22 protein-coding genes are annotated in these 18,431 nt (G+C 72.1%); 11 read left to right on the forward strand and 11 right to left on the reverse strand.

What is annotated here, in order from left to right; genetic code table 11:
• The first annotated feature begins 48 nt into the window (after positions 1-48).
• The 4 genes from BJP60_RS01525 to BJP60_RS01540 all read left to right on the forward strand — a co-directional run bounded on the left by BJP60_RS01525 (position 49) and on the right by BJP60_RS01540 (position 2,314).
• Complete coding sequence (locus BJP60_RS01525) at positions 49-537, forward strand: hypothetical protein (RefSeq protein WP_203138834.1); 489 nt, start codon at positions 49-51, stop codon at positions 535-537.
• The gene (locus tag BJP60_RS01530; protein ID WP_203137092.1) at positions 534-1,514 is read left to right on the forward strand and encodes a cation diffusion facilitator family transporter; all 981 of its coding nucleotides are present in this window, start codon (positions 534-536) and stop codon (positions 1,512-1,514) included. The genes BJP60_RS01525 and BJP60_RS01530 overlap by 4 nt, the downstream gene beginning before the upstream one ends.
• An 11-nt stretch (positions 1,515-1,525) precedes the next feature.
• On the forward strand, positions 1,526-1,891 hold the full coding sequence (locus tag BJP60_RS01535; protein WP_203137093.1) for a sterol carrier family protein: 366 nt from the start codon (positions 1,526-1,528) through the stop codon (positions 1,889-1,891).
• Between the two features lie 69 nt (positions 1,892-1,960).
• Positions 1,961-2,314 carry a potassium transporter Trk gene (locus BJP60_RS01540; RefSeq protein ID WP_203137094.1) on the forward strand — a complete coding sequence of 118 codons (354 nt, stop codon included), beginning with the start codon at positions 1,961-1,963 and terminating at the stop codon, positions 2,312-2,314.
• 125 nt (positions 2,315-2,439) lie between these two features.
• Here the strand turns inward: BJP60_RS01540 and BJP60_RS01545 are convergent, their stop codons facing one another.
• Genes BJP60_RS01545 through BJP60_RS01555 form a run of 3 tightly spaced genes read right to left on the reverse strand, consistent with a single transcriptional unit; the run spans position 2,440 to position 5,791 of the window.
• Positions 2,440-2,826 carry a RidA family protein gene (locus BJP60_RS01545; RefSeq protein WP_203137096.1) on the reverse strand — a complete coding sequence of 129 codons (387 nt, stop codon included), beginning with the start codon at positions 2,824-2,826 and terminating at the stop codon, positions 2,440-2,442.
• Entirely contained in the window at positions 2,823-4,460 is a 1,638-nt protein-coding gene (locus BJP60_RS01550) for an N-acyl-D-amino-acid deacylase family protein (protein ID WP_203137097.1), read from the reverse strand. The genes BJP60_RS01545 and BJP60_RS01550 overlap by 4 nt, the downstream gene beginning before the upstream one ends.
• Positions 4,457-5,791: an MFS transporter gene (locus BJP60_RS01555; RefSeq protein ID WP_203137099.1), complete on the reverse strand. Its 1,335-nt coding sequence runs from the start codon at positions 5,789-5,791 to the stop codon at positions 4,457-4,459. The genes BJP60_RS01550 and BJP60_RS01555 overlap by 4 nt, the downstream gene beginning before the upstream one ends.
• 226 nt (positions 5,792-6,017) lie before the next feature.
• On the opposite strand from BJP60_RS01555, the gene BJP60_RS01560 reads away from it, so the two are divergent.
• Positions 6,018-6,698, forward strand: coding sequence for a helix-turn-helix transcriptional regulator (locus BJP60_RS01560; protein WP_203137101.1), 681 nt, complete (start codon positions 6,018-6,020; stop codon positions 6,696-6,698).
• 48 nt (positions 6,699-6,746) lie between these two features.
• On the opposite strand, the gene BJP60_RS01565 is transcribed toward BJP60_RS01560, so the two are convergent.
• The 4 genes from BJP60_RS01565 to BJP60_RS01580 form a co-directional block, all read right to left on the reverse strand.
• Positions 6,747-7,964 carry an alanine racemase gene (locus tag BJP60_RS01565; protein ID WP_203137103.1) on the reverse strand — a complete coding sequence of 406 codons (1,218 nt, stop codon included), beginning with the start codon at positions 7,962-7,964 and terminating at the stop codon, positions 6,747-6,749.
• Positions 7,961-8,599, reverse strand: coding sequence for a bifunctional 4-hydroxy-2-oxoglutarate aldolase/2-dehydro-3-deoxy-phosphogluconate aldolase (locus BJP60_RS01570; RefSeq protein ID WP_203137105.1), 639 nt, complete (start codon positions 8,597-8,599; stop codon positions 7,961-7,963). Before BJP60_RS01570 ends, BJP60_RS01565 begins: the two co-directional genes overlap by 4 nt.
• Positions 8,600-8,604: 5 nt before the next feature.
• Positions 8,605-9,576, reverse strand: a complete 972-nt coding sequence (locus tag BJP60_RS01575; protein ID WP_238439503.1) for a sugar kinase — start codon at positions 9,574-9,576, stop codon at positions 8,605-8,607.
• 75 nt (positions 9,577-9,651) lie between these two features.
• A complete protein-coding gene (locus tag BJP60_RS01580) occupies positions 9,652-10,221 on the reverse strand; it encodes a zinc-binding alcohol dehydrogenase (RefSeq protein ID WP_336244359.1) in 570 nt (189 codons plus the stop codon).
• An 84-nt stretch (positions 10,222-10,305) separates the two neighbouring features.
• On the opposite strand from BJP60_RS01580, the gene purM reads away from it, so the two are divergent.
• Positions 10,306-11,460: a phosphoribosylformylglycinamidine cyclo-ligase gene (gene purM / locus BJP60_RS01585; RefSeq protein WP_203137109.1), complete on the forward strand. Its 1,155-nt coding sequence runs from the start codon at positions 10,306-10,308 to the stop codon at positions 11,458-11,460.
• 26 nt (positions 11,461-11,486) lie between these two features.
• A complete protein-coding gene (purF, locus tag BJP60_RS01590; protein WP_203137111.1) occupies positions 11,487-12,959 on the forward strand; it encodes an amidophosphoribosyltransferase in 1,473 nt (490 codons plus the stop codon).
• Positions 12,960-13,053: 94 nt separating this feature from the next.
• Here the strand turns inward: purF and BJP60_RS01595 are convergent, their stop codons facing one another.
• Positions 13,054-13,254 carry a DUF3073 domain-containing protein gene (locus tag BJP60_RS01595; protein WP_203137113.1) on the reverse strand — a complete coding sequence of 67 codons (201 nt, stop codon included), beginning with the start codon at positions 13,252-13,254 and terminating at the stop codon, positions 13,054-13,056.
• 144 nt (positions 13,255-13,398) lie between these two features.
• Here BJP60_RS01595 and BJP60_RS01600 point away from each other — a divergent pair, with 144 nt between their 5' ends.
• Complete coding sequence (locus tag BJP60_RS01600; RefSeq protein WP_203137115.1) at positions 13,399-13,965, forward strand: universal stress protein; 567 nt, start codon at positions 13,399-13,401, stop codon at positions 13,963-13,965.
• A gap of 96 nt (positions 13,966-14,061) precedes the next feature.
• Here BJP60_RS01600 and BJP60_RS01605 read toward each other — a convergent pair whose 3' ends face one another.
• Positions 14,062-14,673, reverse strand: a complete 612-nt coding sequence (locus BJP60_RS01605; RefSeq protein WP_203137118.1) for a PadR family transcriptional regulator — start codon at positions 14,671-14,673, stop codon at positions 14,062-14,064.
• A complete protein-coding gene (locus BJP60_RS01610) occupies positions 14,673-15,518 on the reverse strand; it encodes a DUF4097 family beta strand repeat-containing protein (protein ID WP_203137120.1) in 846 nt (281 codons plus the stop codon). Before BJP60_RS01610 ends, BJP60_RS01605 begins: the two co-directional genes overlap by 1 nt.
• Before the next feature lie 162 nt (positions 15,519-15,680).
• On the opposite strand from BJP60_RS01610, the gene BJP60_RS01615 reads away from it, so the two are divergent.
• Positions 15,681-16,436, forward strand: coding sequence for a MerR family transcriptional regulator (locus BJP60_RS01615; RefSeq protein WP_203137122.1), 756 nt, complete (start codon positions 15,681-15,683; stop codon positions 16,434-16,436).
• A gap of 37 nt (positions 16,437-16,473) precedes the next feature.
• Here BJP60_RS01615 and BJP60_RS01620 read toward each other — a convergent pair whose 3' ends face one another.
• Positions 16,474-17,337: a cation-transporting ATPase gene (locus BJP60_RS01620; RefSeq protein ID WP_203137123.1), complete on the reverse strand. Its 864-nt coding sequence runs from the start codon at positions 17,335-17,337 to the stop codon at positions 16,474-16,476.
• A 433-nt stretch (positions 17,338-17,770) separates the two neighbouring features.
• On the opposite strand from BJP60_RS01620, the gene BJP60_RS15190 reads away from it, so the two are divergent.
• Together BJP60_RS15190 and BJP60_RS01630 are read left to right on the forward strand one after the other, a co-directional pair.
• Positions 17,771-17,956 carry a hypothetical protein gene (locus tag BJP60_RS15190; protein ID WP_238439504.1) on the forward strand — a complete coding sequence of 62 codons (186 nt, stop codon included), beginning with the start codon at positions 17,771-17,773 and terminating at the stop codon, positions 17,954-17,956.
• Positions 17,953-18,330, forward strand: a complete 378-nt coding sequence (locus BJP60_RS01630; protein WP_203137124.1) for a fluoride efflux transporter FluC — start codon at positions 17,953-17,955, stop codon at positions 18,328-18,330. The genes BJP60_RS15190 and BJP60_RS01630 overlap by 4 nt, the downstream gene beginning before the upstream one ends.
• Positions 18,331-18,431: the final 101 nt, after the last annotated feature.

The following is an 18,431-nucleotide window of genomic DNA, read 5'->3' on the forward strand; positions in this document are numbered from 1 at the left end:
CAGGACACTGCCGCCGCGGCCCGCCTTCGCTACGGTCGAGAGGTGGGTATGCACCGAACGGCCGCCCGATGCGCACGCGCCGTGACCGCGCTCGCGCTCGTCGCGGCGCTCACAACCGGATGCGGGATCCGGATCCCGACGGATCCGGACGGCACGCTCGATCGCGTCGAGAACGGGCAGCTGCGGGCCGGCGCCTCGCCCGACGGCGACCGCGTGCACGTCGACGGCGACGACGTGGGCGGGCCGCTGCCCGAACTCGTGGAACAGTTCGCGGCGTCGGTCGACGCGGAGGTGGCCTGGACGGTCGCGAGCGAGGAGAGCCTCGTCACGGCGATCGAGGAGGGCGAGCTCGACCTCGCGGTCGGCGGCATGACCGACAGGACGCCGTGGACGAATCGCGTGGCGATCACGCGCGGATTCACCGGCCTGCCGGGTGTCGACGACAAGCGGCCGGTCGTGCTGCTCGCCCCGCTCGGCGAGAACAGGTTCGTGAGCGAGCTCGAGACGTTCCTGGATCAGCGGGCGAGCGCCGGATGAAGACGCGCCGCTTCGGACGCACGGATCTGCCCGCCGAGCAGGCGGAGGCGATGCGGAAGGCCATCGGCATCGAGGTCTTCACGATCTGCTACACGACGGTCACCATCACGCTGATCGCGCTCGTGGTCGGCAGCTCGCAGGCGATGCGCACGGCGTGGATCGAGGACATGCTCTCGCTGCTGCCGCAGATCGCCTTCCTCGTCGCGCTCATCTTCATCCGGCGGCGCCCCAGCCGGAGCTTCCCCTTCGGCATGCACCGCGCGATGGGCGTCGGGCACCTCGTCGCGGGCGTGGCGCTGCTGATCGTGGGCGGGAATCTGGCGGTCGAGGCCGTCAGCGGGTTCATCCGCGCCGAGCACCCCACGATCGGCACGGTGAACCTGTTCGGCGTCACGATCTGGCAGGGCTGGCTGATGATGGGCGTGATGGCGCTGCTCGTCATCGCCCCGCCGTTCTACGGCCGCTACAAGGCGAAGCTCGCCGGTCCCCTGCACAACAAGCTGCTGCACGCGGACGCCGACATGGCGAAGGCCGACTGGCAGACCACGGTCGCCTCGATCGTCGGGGTCGCGGGCGTCGGCATCGGGCTGTGGTGGCTCGACTACGCGGCCGCGCTGTTCATCTCGCTCGGGATCCTGTGGGACGGCTGGCGCAACACGGTCAAGGCGGTCGAGGACCTCATCGACAAGCGCGCGACGACCTACGACGAGCGGTCGGTCCATCCGGTCATCGTCGACGTCCTCCGCCTGCTGCGCGGCACCCGTGGCGTGCGGGATGCCGCGGTGCGCGTGCGCGATCTCGGTCAGGTGCTGCACGTCGAGGCGTTCGTCGTGCCGCGCCGCGGCCGGATCGACGTCGATGAGCTGGAGCGCCTGCAGCACCGGATCCTGGGGCTCGACTGGAAGATGCAGGATGTCGTCGTGATCCCGGTCTCCTCTCTTCCTCCCGAGGCCACGGCCCGGGTGGACGGCTCGTAAGCTGGATCGCCATGCCCAGGATCGACACCGCCGCCGGACGCGACGCGCTCGCCGCGGTCGCGACGGCCGTCGCCGCCGGAGACAAGCCCGCTCGCCAGGCGCACGCCACCGCCGTGCGCTACCTGCTGCAGCTGCTGGCGGAGAAGGCCCCGGGGAACAGCGTCGAGGTGCGCGTGCCGCCCTTCGGTGCGGCGCAGGTGATCCAGGGGCCGCGGCACACGCGCGGCACGCCGCCCAACGTGGTCGAGATGGACCCGCAGACGTGGATCGAGCTCGCCACCGGTGCGCTCGCGTGGGCCGACGCGGCCGTGTCCGGCCGGGTGCAGGCATCCGGTGTGCGAGCCGACCTCTCCGCCGTGCTTCCGCTGCGCCCCTGAACGGTCGGATGGAGGATTCGGGCGGCGTACGCACGCCCGTCATTCAGGAACGGGTGGGAGGATGACGGCATGTCCTCGCACGCCCCGTTCCCTGCCGAAGGGGGAGTCCCCGCCGACCAGCTCGTCTCCGAGCAGGTGACCGTGCGGCGGTCGCCGCGCTACGGCGTGTTCGCCGCGGTCGGCGCGGCGCTCGGCATCGTCGTCGCGATGATCCTCGCGACGGCTTTCGACGGCACGAGCGAGCCCAGCCCGTTCACCGAGGTCGTCTACTCGCCGTCGCAGGCGTTCGGCTTCATCCTGCTCTGGTGCGTTCCCGCGGGCATCCTGCTTGCGATGGTCGCCGCGCTCGTGCTCGAGTGGACGATCGGCCGTCGCACGCGCCGCGTCACGGTCCTGCACGAGACCGTCGCCGACCCGGAGTGATCGCGTCGCGGGTCGCGGCGGGCTGATTCGGCCCGCCCGGCGATCCGGCCGCCGACGTTCGACGGTGCGCTCGGTCGGCGGGTGAGCCCGCCGGGAGCCACGTGCGCGGCCCCCGGCGGATGGCGTCACTTCGCGATGCGCGCGACGACGTCGATCTCGACGAGGATGTTCGCCAGCTGCGAGCCCACCGTGGTGCGCACGGGGTAGGGCTCCGAGAAGAACTCCCGGTAGGCCGCGTTGAACTCCTCGAAGTCGGCGAGGTCCGCGAGGTGCACGGTCGACTTCAGGACGTGGTCGAGCGTCGCTCCGTGCTGGGCGAGGACGGCCTGGATGTTGCGCAGCACCTGGCGCGTCTGATCCGCCACGTTCTCGGCCACGGCTCCGGTGGCCGGATCCTGGGGGCCGAAGCCCGCGGTGAACAGCAGGTCGCCGCTCACGATCCCCTGGCTGTACGGCCCGGCGGGTGCCGGCGCATCGGTGGTCTGGATGGCTTTCTTGGTCGCGTCGGTCATGCGTCTCCCTTTCGTGATGGCGGAACTTCCGGGTGTGCGAGGGGTCGCCCCCGCGTCCCCGCGGGCGTGGCGCGGACGCCGCCACCCGGGTGTGCGCCGGTCAGCCTGCCTCCGGAGAGGACCGGCTGCCCGGCGACGAGTACATCCTCGACGCCTTCGGCCAGCAGGCCGGGGTCGTCGTAGGTGGCCCTGTCGGTCACGGCATGCGGATCGATCAGCGCGATGTCTGCGATGCCGCCGCGGCGGATCCGGCCGCGGTCGCCGAGGCGGAAGCGTTCGGCCGGCCCCGTCGAGAGGTGCCGCACCGCCTGAGGCCAGTCGAGGAAGCCGTGCTCGCGCAGGTACGTGGCGAGGTACGAGGCGAAGGCGCCGCGAGCGCGCGGATGCGGGTGGGCGCCGATGAAGATGCCGTCGGACCCTCCCAGGTGCGCGGGGTGGGCGATCAGTCTGCCGAGGTCCGACACCGGACGCTGGTCGCGCACGGCCATGATCGCGTTCACCTCGAGCCGGGACGCGACGAGCAGATCCAGCGCGGCGTCGACGGCGTCGGTGCCGCGGCGCGCGGCGATGTGCGCGAGCGTCAGACCGTGCGCCCACGCGAACTCGGCCGACGCCGTGTGTCCGATCGTGATCAGCTCGGGCCACTGCTCGCCCAGGCTCGGGTACAGGGCGACGAGCGGGAACCACTCGCGGCGCAGGCGTTCGCGTTCGGCGGGCATGTCGATCCTGCGCGCGGCGTCGTCGGGCGGCAGGGCGTTCAGCTCGGGCGGCAGCAGCGTCATGCCCAGGATCGAGCAGCCTCTCGTGTACGGGTAGGCGTCGAACGTCGCGCTCACGCCCCGGGAGGCGAGCAGGTCCATGAGCCGCCAGGCCTCGTCGGCACGGGTGTGGAAATGCGAGATGTGCACGCCGACGTCCGCGAGCTCCGCGATGCGCGCGACCTCCTCCACGCCGGCGTGCGAGTTGTCCTCGTATCCGCCGCGCATGTGGGTGACGTAGGGAAGTCCGGCGGCCGACAGCGGCGCGCACAGCGCGGCGATCTCCTCGGCGTCCGCGAACAGGCCGGGCACGTAGTCGAGGCCGGTGGACAGCCCCGCGGCGCCGTCGGCGATGCCCTCCGCCACCAGCGCGACCATGCGCGCCCGCTCGTCGGCGTCCGCCGGGCGCGGCACGGAGCCCATCACCTGCTGCCGGACGGTGCCGGCGGGGACGAGGTAGGCGACGCCGAGCGGGATACGCCCGTCGTACGTCGCGAGCAGGTCGGCGACGCGCGGCCCGCGATACGTGGGGTGAGGGCCGTTGATGGCGGCGAAGTAGGTCGACGCGTGCGCGCCGTCCCCGGGCGCGTACGAGATGCCGTCCTGCCCGCCGATCACCGTCGTGATGCCCTGACGCAGCAGGGCGAGCTGCACGGCTTCGTCGAAGACCGTCCCCTCGGCGTGGGCATGGGCGTCGATGAAGCCGGGGACGACGAGGCGGCCGTCCGCATCGATCACCGCGTCGGCGTCGGCGAGGCCGCCGGCGATCGTCCCGACTTCGACGATGCGGTCGTCCTCGACGCGCACGTCGGCGCGGACGGGGGAGTCCCCGTCCGCGCCGACGACCGTGCCGCCTCGGATGACGACGCGCGTCACGCGCGCTCCGCGTGGAGCTCGCGTGCCGGTTCGCCCGTCCCGGTGCCGATCCGGAACGTCGCCGCCGCGGTGGCGACCGCTCCCACCGCGCAGATCACGACGACGTAGACCACGACCGGCCAGATCTCGCCCTGAGCCCAGCCGACGAGCGCCGTCGCGATGAGCGGCGCGAGACCGCCGCCGAGCGTGTTGGAGAGCTGATAGCCGATGTTCACGCCCGTCGTGCGCTGTTCGACGTCGAACATCTCGGTGAGCATCGTCTGGAGCGTGCCCTGCATCGCGACGCCGGGGATCACGAAGCCGACGATCATGCCCAGCCAGATCAGCCACTCGTTGCCGGTGCCGTACAGAAGGAAGGTCGGCCAGACGAGCGCGGCGAAGCCGATGCAGCCGGCGATGTACACGGTGCGCCGTCCGATCCGGTCCGACAGCGCGCCGTACGACGGCGCGACGACGATCTGGAGCGCGCCCACGATCATCGTGCCGATGAAGCCGACCTGCGCCGCCGTGCCCTCCGAGACCATGAAGGACAGCCCGAACGTGAGCACGACGTAGCCCGCGATCGACTGCGGCAGGCCGATCAGGATGCCGAGGACGGCGTTCTTGGGGTGACGCAGCACCTCCACGAGCGGCGCCGAGCGCTTCACCTGTCCGATCGCGATCGCCTGCGTGTGCCGCGTGAACTCCTCGGACTCCTCGAGCTGACGGCGCAGCAGGATCGCGATGATCGCCAGGACCAGGGCGAACACGAACGGGATGCGCCAGCCCCACGTCATGAAGAACGAGTCGGGGCCGAGGCCGAGGCCCGCCATCATGCCCGCGGAGGCGACGTTCGCGATGCCGGCGCCGCTGATCAGGAAGGCGCCGTAGAGGCCGCGCCGCCCGGCGGGCGCGTGCTCGACCACCATGGTCGCCGCCCCGCCCATCTCGCCGCCGACGAACAGGCCCTGCAGCATGCGCAGGAACAGCAGCAGCAGCGGCGCCGCGAGGCCGATCATCGCGTCGGGCGGGATGAGGCCGATCGCGGCGGTGGTGATGCCCATGCCGATCACGGTCACGAGGAGCGTCACCTTGCGGCCCAGCCGGTCGCCGATGTGGCCGAACACGAGACCGCCGACGGGACGCAGGATGAAGCCCACGGCGAAGGTCGCGAACGAGGACAGCTGCGCGACGAAGGGGTCCTCCTGGGAGAAGAAGACCGCGGGGAAGACCGTGGCCGACGCCAGCCCGTAGAGGTAGTAGTCGAAGTACTCCATCAGCGTGCCGATGGAGCCGCCGGCGATCGTCCGCTTCTGCGCCCGGCTGAGCGGCACGCGCGTTCCGCGATTCATGCGCCTGCTCCCCGGGCGTGCTGCTGTCGTGTCGTGTTCACAGGAATCCTCCCCGGAGGGGCTGGAGTACTCCAGCCGGACGTTCGGTGGGCGTCGCTCATCGAGCGACGTTGCGAGCACGCTAACAGCGACTTAACAGAAGTTCTAGTGTCTTAGCAGAAATTATATATACGAGTAACACCGGCGAAATGAGACAATGGCGGGACGGCGACGAACGGAGACACACGTGCCCACGCTGCTGCCCGCCACGGATGCCCGCTTCGAGAGCGTCGAGGATCTCCATCGCGTCGTGGAGCCCGTCATGCGCGCGATCGCCGCCGCGGTCGGGTCCCACTGCGAGGTCGTGCTGCACGACCTCTCCTCGCGCGACCTCGACCACTCCATCTACGCGATCGTGAACGGCCATGTGAGCGGTCGCAGCGTCGGCGGCCCCTCGACGAACCTCGGGTTCGAGGTGCTGCGCGACGAGAGCGCCGACCACAACGCCTTCGGCTATCGCGGCCGCACGGTGGACGGGCGTGAGCTCGTCAGCTCGTCGGTCTACTACCGCGACCCCGCGGGGCGCATCCTCGCGGCGCTGTGCATCAACGTCGACCTCACGCCGATGCAGAGCGCGCTGAACGCGATCGCCGCCCTCGCACCCGCACCGCAGGCCGAGGCGGAGGGGCCCAAGGAGGTCGTCGGCCCGGACATCGCCCGCGTCCTCGACGACATGATCTCGGAGGCCATCGCGACGGTCGGCAAGCCCACGCCCGACATGGGGAAGTCCGACCGGATCGAGGTCCTCCGTCTGCTCGACTCGCGCGGAGCGTTCCACATCAAGCGGGCCGCGGATCGGGTCTCCGCACGGCTCGGCGTCTCGCGCGTGACCGTCTACGGCTACCTGGACGAGGTGCGGCGCGGCTGAGCCGCCCCGCCCCATCCGCCCGTCCGACCCCAGCGGGGGCGCGCGGTCTCAGAAGAAGGTCTCGAGCGCCTCGGTGACGATGCCGTCGGCGCCGACGACCGGGATGAGCCGCCACTTGTCGAAGGCGGTGCAGGGGTGCGAGAGCCCGAGCCGCACGACGTCGCCGACGGCGACGGGAGACGATCCCTGCCAGCGCAGGAACGCGTGCTGGTCGTTCAGCGCGGTGATCTCGGCGCGCAGGGGCCGCTCCGCGCCGCCGAGAGCGCCCGCGACGCCGAGGGGCACCGGCAGTCCCTCGTCGAAGGGGAGGTCGCGCTTGCCCGCGTCGAGCAGGGCGAGGCCCGGCTCGGGCAGGGAGACCACGCGCGCGAAGCCGTGCATCGCGGGACGCAGGAACTCGGCGTCCTCGGCGCGAGCGGGATCGAGCGGGGAGATGCCCCGGTAGAAGCCGTCGTCGTGGACCACGTAGGCCCCCGAGCGCAGGATGGCGCGCGCGTCGCGCACGCGCGCGAGGCTCTCGGCCACCAGGTCGAAGTAAGCGCTGCCGCCCGCCGTGATCCAGGGCCTGCCGACGACGTGGGGCCGGACCCGCTCCACGAGTGCGGCGAGCTCGTCGCAGTACGCGCGGACGGCCGCGAGGGCGGCGGGCGAGCGGTCGTGGGCCAGGGCGCCCTCGTAGCCGGCGACGCCGCGCAGCTCCAGGACGTCCGACGCTGCGACCCTCCGCGCGAGCTCGACGAGCTCGTCCGCGTCGCGGCAGCCGGTGCGCCCGCCTGCCGCGCCGAGCTCGACGAGCACGCCGAGCCTTGAGCCGTCGGGAAGCGCCGCCTCCAGCACGTCGATCGTCGCCGCGGAATCGGCCCAGCAGACCACCTCCTGGGCCGGATGATCCGCGAGCCATGCGGCGAGGCGGCGCAGCAGCGCGGGATCGGTGCACGCATTGGCGATCTGCACGGTGCCGACGCCCGCGCGCAGCGCGACGTCCGCCTGCCACCCGGTGGCGACCGTGATGCCGGTCGCGCCGGCCTCGAGCTGGCGCCGCCAGAGCACCGGCGCCATCGTGGTCTTGCCGTGCGGCATGAGCTCGAGGCCGCGCCGCGCGACCCAGGCGGCCATCGTGCGCACGTTGTGGGCGAGCGCATCGCCGTCGAGCGCCAGCAGGGGCGTGGAGAACTCGGCGAGCGGCGTGGCGAGGGCGGACGCGTCGTGTCCCTCCAGGCTCGCGGGGAAGGACTTGTCGAGCGGTCCGATGCGGCGGGTCGTCATCGGTCGAACACCTCCGCGAGGCGGGCGAGCTCCTCCGGATCCCCGAGCGCCGAGCCGACCGCGACGACCCGCACGCCGGCGTCGAGGAACCGCGAGGCGTTGGCCGCGCTGAGGCCGCCGGTCGCGACGAAATGCACGTCGGGGAACGGGCCGCGCATGGCGGTGAACCACTCGGTGCCCAGGGCGGATGCGGGGAAGGCCTTCAGCCAGCGCAGGCCGGCGACGGAGGCGCGCTGCACCTCGGACGCGGTGGCGACGCCGGGAAGCGACGGCATGCCTGCCGCCTCGCTCGCCTCGACCACCTCGAGGTCGAGGCCGGGGCTCACGGTGAAGGCGGCGCCCGCGTCGGCCGCCGTCCGCACGCCCGCGCGGTCGAGGATCGTTCCCGCTCCGACCTTCTTGCCGCGTTCCCTCCCCGCGGCGACCACGGCGGCGAGCGCCTCGACGTCCGTCGCCGACTGGAGCGGGACCTCGACCGCCTCGATGCCGAGATCCCATGCCGTACGGGCCAGCGCGAGGCTGCGTTCCACGCCCATGCCGCGCAGGATCGCCATGAGCGGCGCCCCGGCGAAGATCTCGTCGAAGGCGCCGCGCTCGCCGCGTGCGCTCCCGGCCGCCGTGCTGTGATCCGTCATGACTCTCACTTCCTGCTCGTGGGGAGGGCTTCGCGCGATGCGCGTGGCTCCGGCGTCGACGGGGCCTGCTCATCCGCGGGCACGTCGTGCGTGCTGGACAGGGCGCGCGCGGCGAAGGCGTGGCCGCGGTAAAGGCGCTCGGCGGCGTCCGCGCCGCCCAGCAGGCCGTCGAGCCAGCCGGCGGCGAACGCGTCTCCCGCCCCCACGGGTTCCACGACCTCGACCCGCCGCGCGGGGACGGCGATGCGCTCGTCGCGCGAGAACTCGACAGCTTCGACATCCGCGTCCTTGACGACGAGGTGGGGAGCGTCGGGGAACAGCGCGCGCACGTCGTCGGCGGTCCCGGCGCCCCACAGGTCGGCGGCCTCGTCGCGGCCTGTCCACACGATGTCCGCACGTCGTGCCGCCGCGCCGATCACCGTCGCGGCGGTCTCGACGTCCGGCCACAGCGCCGGGCGGTGGTTGACGTCGAAGCTCACCAGCACGTCGTGCGCCCGTGCCGCGTCGATCGCGGCGTCGACGAGGGCGCGGCAGTTCGCCGAGAGCGCCGGGGTGATCCCCGACAGGTGCAGGATGCGCACGTCGTCCCACGCGATCCTCGTCAGGTCGTCGGGAGAGAGACGGGACGCGGCCGAGCCACGGCGGTAGTAGCTCACGCCCGCTCCGGGATCCTTCACGTAGAGGCCCGTGGGGGCGGACGGGTCGAGGCGGACGGCGGCGGTGTCGACGCCTGCCCGGTCGAGGCGGGAGCGCACCCGCCTGCCCAGCGCGTCGTCCCCGAGTGCGCTCAGCCAGGCCGCTCGTCGCCCCGCTGCGGCGAGGTGGCACGCGACGTTCGACTCGGCACCGCCCGTCTCGATGCGGAAGTCCTCGGCCGCCTCGACGCGCTCGGCGCGGGCCGGCACCACGAGCGCCATCGTCTCGCCGATGCTGAGGACGTCGACGCCTCTTGATCCGGGCGTTGCACGTGTCTGCACGGCGACCTCTCGTCTCGTCTATCTTGACAAGAATTATTCGGCCTTTACCGAAATCATGCAAGAGGTGCGGCGGGATCAGCCCACTTCGCGCAGGATGGGCTGCATCGCGGCGTCGAACGCCGCGACGTCTCCGCGCAGGGTGTCGGACACCGCAATGGTGAGCGCGCCGATCCACCACACGCCGCGCTGCGCGAGTGGCAGCACCTGCACGTCGAGACGGAAGTCGTGCGCGCGGCGGCCCGCCCGGCGCTCGAACTCCACCACGGCGCCCGCGTAGCCCCGGTACGAGCGGCGCATCCGGTCGTACCGCACGGCCGCGTCGTGCGCGTACGCGAGGGCGTGCGGACCGTGCGGGGCGGCGGCCTGGCGCAGCGCATCCGCGTACGCCGGCAGCGCGACGTGGGTGCCGAACCCCTCGACCAGCTCGAGCGGCACGGGGGAGGGGTGGGCCTCGGGCTCGACCGTCATGTCCCAGTAGCGGCGCCACAGCCGCTCGACACCCTCGCTCGCCTCGGCACCGCGCTCCACGCCGCGGAGCTGAGGCAGCTCGTCCGGATGGCGCACGCCGAGCGCCTGACGCAGATAGAGCGCGACCAGCACCGAGGGGCTGCAGTCCTCGCGGACGTGCCAGTCGGGTGCCGTCATGCCCGCCATTATTCCTGCCGCACGCACCGGCAGGGACGCGGCCGAGCGGCTCTCTCCCAGTATTCCGCCCGGTAGTCTGGACGCGTGGCTGCCGCACCCGCCGAAACCTCCCCTGCCCGCGCGTCGTCGAGCTACGCCGAGGCCGGTGTGGACACGGCCGCCGGCGATCTCGCCGTCGAGCTGATGAAGGCGTCCGTGAAGGCCACGCACGGCGCCGAGGTGCTCGGAGGCGTCGGCGGCTTCGCCGGGCTGTTCGACGCCGGTGCCCTCGTCGGGATGAAGCGCCCGCTGCTCGCGACCAGCACGGACGGCGTCGGCACCAAGGTCGCGATCGCGCAGGCGATCGACAAGCACGACACGATCGGCCACGACCTCGTCGGCATGGTCGTCGACGACATCGTCGTGGTGGGCGCCAGGCCGCTGTTCATGACCGACTACATCGCCACGGGCAAGGTCTTCCCCGAGCGCATCGCCGACATCGTGCGCGGGATCGCCGAGGCGTGCGCGCTCACCGGCACGGCACTGGTCGGCGGCGAGACCGCCGAGCACCCCGGTCTGCTGGGCCAGAACGACTACGACGTGGCAGGCGCCGCGACGGGAGTGGTCGAGGCCGACGAGGTTCTCGGTGCCGAGCGCGTGAAGGCGGGAGACGCGGTCATCGCCCTCGCCTCCAGCGGCATCCACTCCAACGGCTTCTCGCTCGTGCGCCACATCATCACGCGCGCGGGCATCTCCTACGGCGACCACGCGGCGGATTTCGGCGTCACGTGGGGTGAGGCGCTTCTCGAGCCGACGCGCCTGTACACCACGCCGCTGCTCGAACTCATCGCGAAGCTCGGCGACGACATCCACTCGCTCACGCACGTCACCGGCGGTGGCATCGCGGCGAACCTCGCGCGCGTTCTGCCCGTCGGCACCTGGGTCGACGTCGATCGCTCCACGTGGGCGCCTTCGGCCGTGTTCCAGGTGCTGAGCGACATCGCGGGCACCACGCTCGAGTCGAGCGAGGGCACGTGGAACCTCGGCATCGGCTTCATGGCCGTCGTCTCGGCCGACAAGGCCGCAGAGGCGATCGGCCTGATCGAGGACGCCGGGATCCCCGCATGGCAGGTCGGCGTGGTGCGCGAGGGCGCGCTGCCCGAGGGCGGCGACGCATTCGAGCAGGGCGCCAAGGGCGTCGACGGCGGTGCCGTGCGCCTCGTCTCGACCTACGCGGAGAGCGCCCGCGGGCGCCTCTGAGACAGAACGGATGAAGTAACACCCCTATGTGCGGAATCGTCGGCATGGTCGGGCGCGCCCCGGTCAACCAGGACATCTACGACGCTCTCCTCCTCCTTCAGCACCGCGGTCAGGACGCGACAGGCATCGCGACCGCCGAGCCGAACGGCGTGATGCACACGCACAAGGCGCAGGGCATGGTGCGCGAGGCCTTCCGCACGCGCGACATGCGCTCGCTGCTCGGCAACGTCGGCCTCGGTCACGTGCGCTACGCCACGAAGGGCACCGCCTCCAGCGAGGAGGAGATGCAGCCGTTCTACGTGAACGCGCCGTACGGCATCATCCTGATCCACAACGGCAACCTCACGAACACGCGCGAGCTCACGATCGACATGGGGCAGCGCGACCGCCGGCACCTGAACTCCTCCAGCGACACCGAGCTGCTGCTGAACGTGCTCGCGAACGAGCTGCAGGCGACGACGAGCCCCGTCGACCTCGAGCCCGAGCGCATCTTCGAGGCCGTCGCGCGGACGCACCGGCGCATCGAGGGCGCGTACGCCGTGATCTCGATCATCGCGGGCTACGGACTTCTCGCCTTCCGCGATCCGTACGGCATCCGCCCCCTCATCCTGGGCCGTCGCGTGGGCCCGGAAGGCGTGGACGACTGGGTGGTCACGAGCGAGTCGCTCGTGCTCGAGAACGCCGACTACGAGATCGTGCGCGAGGTCGAGCCCGGCGAGGCCGTGTTCATCTCGAGCGACGGCACGCTGCACACGAAGCAGTGCGCGGACGACCCGAAGCTGCTGCCGTGCTCGTTCGAGTACGTCTACCTGGCGCGTCCCGACTCGATCATGAACGGCGTGCCCGTGTACGAGTCGCGTCTGCGGATGGGCGCGAAGCTCGCCGCCACGATCGCCCGGCACGTTCCCGAGGGGCTGATCGACGTCGTCATGCCGATCCCGGACTCGTCGCGCCCCGCCGCGATGGAGGTCGCGCGCGTCCTCGGCATCGAGTACCGCGAGGGCTTCTACAAGAACCGCTACGTCGGCCGGACGTTCATCATGCCGGGCCAGGCGGTGCGCAAGAAGAGCGTGCGCCAGAAGCTCAACGCGATGTCGAGCGAGTTCCGCGGCAAGAACGTGCTGCTGATCGACGACTCGATCGTGCGCGGCACGACGAGCAAGCAGATCGTCCAGATGGCGCGGGATGCGGGCGCGAAGTCGGTGACGTTCGCGTCGGCCGCGCCTCCCGTGCGCCATCCGCACGTGTACGGCATCAACATGCCGTCGCGCCACGAGCTCGTCGCGCACGGCCGCACCATCCCGGAGATCGCCGAGGAGCTCGGTGCCGACTACCTCGTCTACCAGGAGGTCGAGGACCTCAAGGACGCCATCATCGAGAGCGCCCAGGGGGAGGCGACGTTCGAGGACCTCGACATGAGCTGCTTCGACGGGCGCTACGTGACCGGCACGGTCACGCCTGAGTACCTCGCGTGGGTCGAGGGCACCCAGACCTCCTGAGCACGCGCGACGCGACGCCGGCCCGTTCACGGGCACGCGAAAGCGCCCGGTGCCGCGGCGCCGGGCGCTTCACTGCGCGAGAGTGAGAGAGGGTTCAGGCCTTCTGAGCCTGATACTCGTCCTCGTCCTCGTCGCTCTCGTCGCCGTACATGTCGGCCCACTTGTCGACGTACTCGCTGTCGTCGCTCGGGTGCCCGAGCTCGCGCTCCAGCGCCGAGTAGTTCACAGTCGGGCTGAACGACTTCAATTCGCGGGCGAGCTTCGTGTGCTTCGCCTTCTGACGGCCACGCCCCATGCGCGAGACCCCCTCACGTCGAGCCGGGATCACTTTCCCTCGGCTGCTGCGGAAACCGGCACGGAAGCCGGTGAAGAGTAGGATTCAGAATACCACGCGGCCTCGGCGCCTCGGCCGACCGCGCCACCGGGAAGGGGTTGCAGGATGACCGATCAGCCGTCTACCGATGAGCCGTCCGCGAGCGCGCGGGCCCAGCAGTCCGCCGTCGACGCCGCCCTGCGCGGCGCCGTGATCGCCGCGATCATCCCCGATCAGTCGCCGCGCGTGCTGCAGGAGGCGGCTCATTATGCGGCGCTGCTCGGCGCGCCGCTCGCCGTCGTGCACGTGGATGTCACGCGCTTCGTCACGTACGAGGACCCGGACGGCTACGTGCACTCGGCCCCCGTCGACATCAACGTGCAGGCCGGCGAGGGCGAGCTCCAGGTCGTCCGGGCGAACGCGGAGTCCGTGCTCGTGAACAGCCCGGTGGCGTGGGAGGTGCGCCAGCTGGTGGGCGATCCCGCGCTCGCGATCAAGCACTTCGCCGACAAGATCGACGCCAAGCTCATCGTCGTGGGCACGCGCAAGCGGGGCTTCGGCGAGTCGATCCGGCAGTTCTTCACGGGATCAGTCGCGGCCCGGCTGTCCCATCGGCAGCACCGCGCGATCCTCGTCGTGCCCCAGGGCGAGCTGCTGCAGGACCACGAGGACTTCCCCGAGGTCGAGGGCTGATCCCAGTCCGTCCCCGCATGCGAATGCCCCGGTGTCCCGGGGCATTCGCATGTCGGCGGAGGCGCGGATCGGCGCCGCGACTCCGCCGCGCCGCGCTCAGCGGCGCAGCGACTCGCTGAGCGACGTCGCCGCGGCGTCGAGCCCGGCCTGCAGGGCGTCGACCACCGCGGCCTGCAGCTCGCCGCCCCGCGCGACGTGGGAGCGCAGCTCGGCCCGCACGCGGCCGCGGAAGTCGGCGATCGCCGCCTCGGCCCGGTGCAGCTCCTCGCGGGAGCGGACGCGCGCATCGTCCGCGCCGGGCGAGGACGACGTCGACGCGTCCGGCGCCTCGTTCGTGGCGGCCGCGAGGTCGGCGCGCAGGCTCTTCATCGCCTCGCGCACGCTCGTGCGCACCTCGTCGGCGATGAGCCGCACGGTGTCCGCGAGGCCCGCCTGGATGCCGGCGATGTCGTCGGCGCGGTCCTGCACCTCGGCCCGCCCGGCGTCCGTGATCTCGTAGACGGTCTTGCGGCCATCCGAGGTCTTGGTCACGAGCCCCTCCTCTTCGAGCTTGGCCAGGCGCGGATAGATCGTTCCCGCGCTGGGGGTGTACGTGCCGCCCGTGCGCTCGGCGAGGGACTGCATGATGTCGTAGCCGTGGCGCGGCGCCTCGGCGAGCAGGCTCAGCAGATACAGGCGCAGGTCGCCGTGGGAGAACACCGGGGGCATCAGAGCGCCTCCTCCGCGGGGGCCGACGGCTCGGCGGGCGCCGAGGCGCGGCGACGCAGCACCGTGACATCGCCCGAGACCGTGTTGGCGCGCACGTCGACGAACGACCCCGACAGCTCGCCGACCGACGTGCTGACGTTGCTCGGTCCGCCCGAGGAGCGCACGACGCCGTCGAGCACGATCTTGCCGCCGGCCGTGCGGGCCACGTAGTTGGCGGGCAGGCCTTCGTCGAGCCGCACCGTGACGGCGCCGCTGACGGTGTTCACGCCGACCTGGTCGATCGGGCCGTCGGCGTCGATCATCGTGGCGCCCGAGACGGAGTCGACCGATGCGCGGCGGATGCGGCCCGTGACGGTGACGTCGCCCGAGACCGTGTTGGCCGAGAAGGCGCCCTCGAGCCCGCGGGCCTGCACGTCGCCCGAGACCGCGTTGGCGGTGAGGTCGGCCGCGAGGCCGTCGACGAGCACGTCGCCCGAGACGGTGTTGACACGCGCCTCGGCGGCGAGGCCCGCCACCAGGGCGCCGGCGCTGACGACGCCCAGCGTGAGCGCGACGCTGCGAGGCACGGCCACGCTGATCTCGGCGCGAGGCCCGCCCGAGCCGAAGTTGCGGAAGACCTCGAGGAAGTTGTCCCACCGCAGCTGCGGGTGGTCGATCTCGAGCTCGTCGCCCGTGATCTCGATCCGCAGGTCCTTGACCGTGACGCCGTGCACCTCGACGCGCGTCCCCGGCTCGTCGTGTCCGATGATGTCGATCTGCCCGCCGGCGAGGCCCACCTTCAGGCGGCGGACGCCCTCGACGTCGATCACCCGGGTCTGGCCGGGCTGGACGATCCATTTCTCCACTGTTGCGATCCCTTCGGTGAACTCGAGATATATCTCGATGTGATGAGTAGAACACGATATATCTCGAATGTCGAGGGCTCCGTCGAAATCGTCGCTCTCGCCGGGCTTGACCTTGACGCAACGTCAACCTCTAGCGTCGGAGGCGAAAGGAAGGACCCACGGATGGACTGGTCGATCCAGCAGGTCGCGAAGCTCGCGGGCACCACGAGCCGCGCCCTGCGGCACTACGGCGACCTCGGAGTGCTGCCGCCGTCGCGCGTCGGCGCGAACGGCTATCGCTACTACGACGAACGCGCGCTCGTGCGCCTGCAGCGCATCCTGCTGCTGCGCGAACTCGGGCTCGGACTGCCGCAGATCTCGGCGGTCCTCGCGCGCGAGACCGACGAGCGGCGCGCACTCGAGGCGCACCTCGAGTGGCTGCGCGGCGAGCGGGAGCGGATCGGGCGGCAGATCGCCGCGGTGACGGGCACCATCCGCGGACTCGAGGAACAGGAGGAACTCATGGCAGAGAAGATGTTCGACGGCTTCGACCACACGCAGTACAAGCACGAGGTCGAGCAGCGCTGGGGTGCCGAGGCGTACGCCCGCAGCGACGCCTGGTGGCGGGGCATGAGCGACGACGACCGTCGTGGCTGGCAGGAGCGGGCTGCCGCCCTGTCGCGCGACTGGGCGGCAGCGGCCGAGGAGGGCGCCGATCCCGCGTCCGAGCAGGCGCAGGAGCTCGCCCGCCGGCACGTCGAATGGCTGCGGGGCATTCCGGGCACGCCCGCCGCCGATCGCGGCGACATCGCGGGCTACGTGACGGGACTCGCCGACATGTACGTGGCGGACGAGCGGTTCGCGCGGAACTACGGCGGCGTCGACGGCGCGACGTTCGTGCGCGACGCGCTGCGCGTCTACGCCGAGCGCAGCCTGTGAGGCGCGAGCGGATCGACGCGAAGCGATCGCCGCGGAGTCAGCGCCCGAACAGGTCGTCGAGACCGGGAAGGCCGAAGCTCGACCCCAGGTCTCCGAGCGCCCCGCCGGCCTCGGAGACCTGGTCGCCGACGCCCTGGACGTAGTCCCCCGCTCCGGAGACGAAGCCGTCGGCGCTCTCGGCGAGGGAGCCCATGTCGAGGCTCTCCGCCATGGCGTCGAAGTCGACGCCCGAGGTGAGCGCGTCGCCGATCAGGGAGGCGCCGACGCCCGTGACGATGGCGCCGCCCGCGACGGTCGCGAGCAGGCCACCGACGGCGACGCCGCCCGCGATCCCGCCGCTGCGGGCCAGGATGCCCCGCAGCCGGCCGGGCTGCATGGCCTCCGCGCGGGCCGCCGTGCGCGCGAGCTCCGGGGCGTCGGCCGAGCGCGGGCGCTCGTGCGGCGGCAGCTCGGACCGCATGCGCTCCGCCACCTGCGCGCGCTGGTCGGGTGTCAGGCGGGCGAACGCCTCGCGGTGCACCTGCTCGATCTGATCCGGACGAGCGGTCTGCAGCAGGTAGTCGTAGCGCGCGATGGCGGCGCGATCCTGGGGCGATCCGGACGGGGCCGCGCCGCCCCGGTGCGGTGCCCGCGCTCCCGCCGCGGCAGGCGGCTGCAGGGGAGTGGAGGGCGCACGTCCGCCGACGCGATCGCCGGGGGTGCCGAACCGGTCGGACGACGGCGGCGCCGCGTGACCTCGCTGGCCGCCCGACGACTGCGTGTCCCCGAGCAGCGACTCCACGGCGCCGCGGGCCTTGTTCATCCAGTCACCCTGTGAGGAGCTCCCTCGATGCGACGAGGAGGAGGCGCCGGAGTCCATCGCCTTCTTGGCGAGCGAGATGAAGCGGTCGAGCTTGCTCATGAGGTCCTCTCGGAAGGGTCGGCGCAGCCGACGTCTGCCAAAGTCTCCTTCGCTCCGCCGCCGGAGCCGGCGACCCGGGACTCGAAGACGAGTCCGTATTGACGGATCCACCGCGTGGAAGTACTCCCTCTGTGCTCCCGAAGGTACGGGCGCAGGCTATGGGGGAGGTGAGAGCCGCGCTCGCCGGCGTCGCGGTTCGCCCCGCCTAGGCTGATCGCGTGATCCCGTGGAGGCTGCTGCCGCTCGTCGTGGCCGGGGGCGTGCTCGGGGTCGCGCTGCGTCAGGCGCTGCTGCTGCCGTTCAGCGGCGAAAGCGCCTTCGACGCGCTGATCGCCACGATCGCGATCAACGTGCTGGGATCCGGCGTGCTGGGCGTCGTCGTCGGGGCCTCGGCGACCGCGGCCCCGCCCGGCGGGCGTTCCTCGGCACCGGGGTGCTCGGCGGATTCACGACGTACAGCGGGTTCGCCGTGCTGCTGGCCGACGTCGGCCGCACCGGCCTGGCGCTCGCCGCGATGCTGCTCGCCGGCGTGGCGCTGCTCGCGGCGGGAGGTGCGGCGATCGCCGGCGTGCGAGCGGGGGCGGCGATCGCCCGACGGCGAGGAGGGCGGGCCGCATGACGCCGCTGCTGTTCGCCGGCGTCGCGCTCGCGGGCGGGGCGGGCGCGGGTCTGAGATGGCTCGCGGACGTCGCGCTGTCGCGCCGGCTGCCCGAGCGGTTCCCCTGGGCGATCCTGCTCGTCAACGTCTCCGGCTCCTTCGCCCTGGGGCTCGTCACGGGGCTCGCGCTGGATCAGGCATTGGTGGCAGTGCTCGGGACGGGGCTCCTCGGCGGGTACACGACCTTCAGCACGGTCGCGGTCGACGGCGCACTCCTCGCGCGGGAGGGACGGCGGAGGGCGGCGTGGGGCAACGCGCTCGGCACGCTCGCGCTCACGGTCGCCGCCGCACTGGCGGGCGCCGCGCTCGGCGCGGCATTCACGGCAGAGCCATAGAAAGGCGGCGCGGGGCCCGCGCCGGCCTCATGCCAGAATGAGCGTGGATACAGCACCGTATCGGCGCTTTTCGCCGTCGGCGCCCCCCACCTCCCCCAACG

This window comes from Microbacterium sp. JZ31, assembly GCF_016805985.1.
Classification (GTDB): Bacteria; Actinomycetota; Actinomycetes; order Actinomycetales; family Microbacteriaceae; genus Microbacterium.

Excerpts from the sequence above, each read along its gene's own strand:
- BJP60_RS01525 (WP_203138834.1), top strand. The coding sequence starts at position 49 with ATGCACCGAACGGCCGCCCGATGCGCACGCGCCGTGACCGCGCTCGCG.
- BJP60_RS01530 (WP_203137092.1), top strand. The coding sequence starts at position 534 with ATGAAGACGCGCCGCTTCGGACGCACGGATCTGCCCGCCGAGCAGGCG.
- BJP60_RS01535 (WP_203137093.1), top strand. The coding sequence starts at position 1,526 with ATGCCCAGGATCGACACCGCCGCCGGACGCGACGCGCTCGCCGCGGTC.
- BJP60_RS01540 (WP_203137094.1), top strand. The coding sequence starts at position 1,961 with ATGTCCTCGCACGCCCCGTTCCCTGCCGAAGGGGGAGTCCCCGCCGAC.
- BJP60_RS01545 (WP_203137096.1), bottom strand. The coding sequence starts at position 2,826 with ATGACCGACGCGACCAAGAAAGCCATCCAGACCACCGATGCGCCGGCA.
- BJP60_RS01555 (WP_203137099.1), bottom strand. The coding sequence starts at position 5,791 with ATGAATCGCGGAACGCGCGTGCCGCTCAGCCGGGCGCAGAAGCGGACG.
- BJP60_RS01565 (WP_203137103.1), bottom strand. The coding sequence starts at position 7,964 with ATGACGACCCGCCGCATCGGACCGCTCGACAAGTCCTTCCCCGCGAGC.
- BJP60_RS01570 (WP_203137105.1), bottom strand. The coding sequence starts at position 8,599 with ATGACGGATCACAGCACGGCGGCCGGGAGCGCACGCGGCGAGCGCGGC.
- BJP60_RS01580 (WP_336244359.1), bottom strand. The coding sequence starts at position 10,221 with ATGACGGCACCCGACTGGCACGTCCGCGAGGACTGCAGCCCCTCGGTG.
- purF (WP_203137111.1), top strand. The coding sequence starts at position 11,487 with ATGTGCGGAATCGTCGGCATGGTCGGGCGCGCCCCGGTCAACCAGGAC.
- BJP60_RS01595 (WP_203137113.1), bottom strand. The coding sequence starts at position 13,254 with ATGGGGCGTGGCCGTCAGAAGGCGAAGCACACGAAGCTCGCCCGCGAA.
- BJP60_RS01600 (WP_203137115.1), top strand. The coding sequence starts at position 13,399 with ATGACCGATCAGCCGTCTACCGATGAGCCGTCCGCGAGCGCGCGGGCC.
- BJP60_RS01605 (WP_203137118.1), bottom strand. The coding sequence starts at position 14,673 with ATGCCCCCGGTGTTCTCCCACGGCGACCTGCGCCTGTATCTGCTGAGC.
- BJP60_RS01615 (WP_203137122.1), top strand. The coding sequence starts at position 15,681 with ATGGACTGGTCGATCCAGCAGGTCGCGAAGCTCGCGGGCACCACGAGC.
- BJP60_RS01620 (WP_203137123.1), bottom strand. The coding sequence starts at position 17,337 with ATGAGCAAGCTCGACCGCTTCATCTCGCTCGCCAAGAAGGCGATGGAC.
- BJP60_RS01630 (WP_203137124.1), top strand. The coding sequence starts at position 17,953 with ATGACGCCGCTGCTGTTCGCCGGCGTCGCGCTCGCGGGCGGGGCGGGC.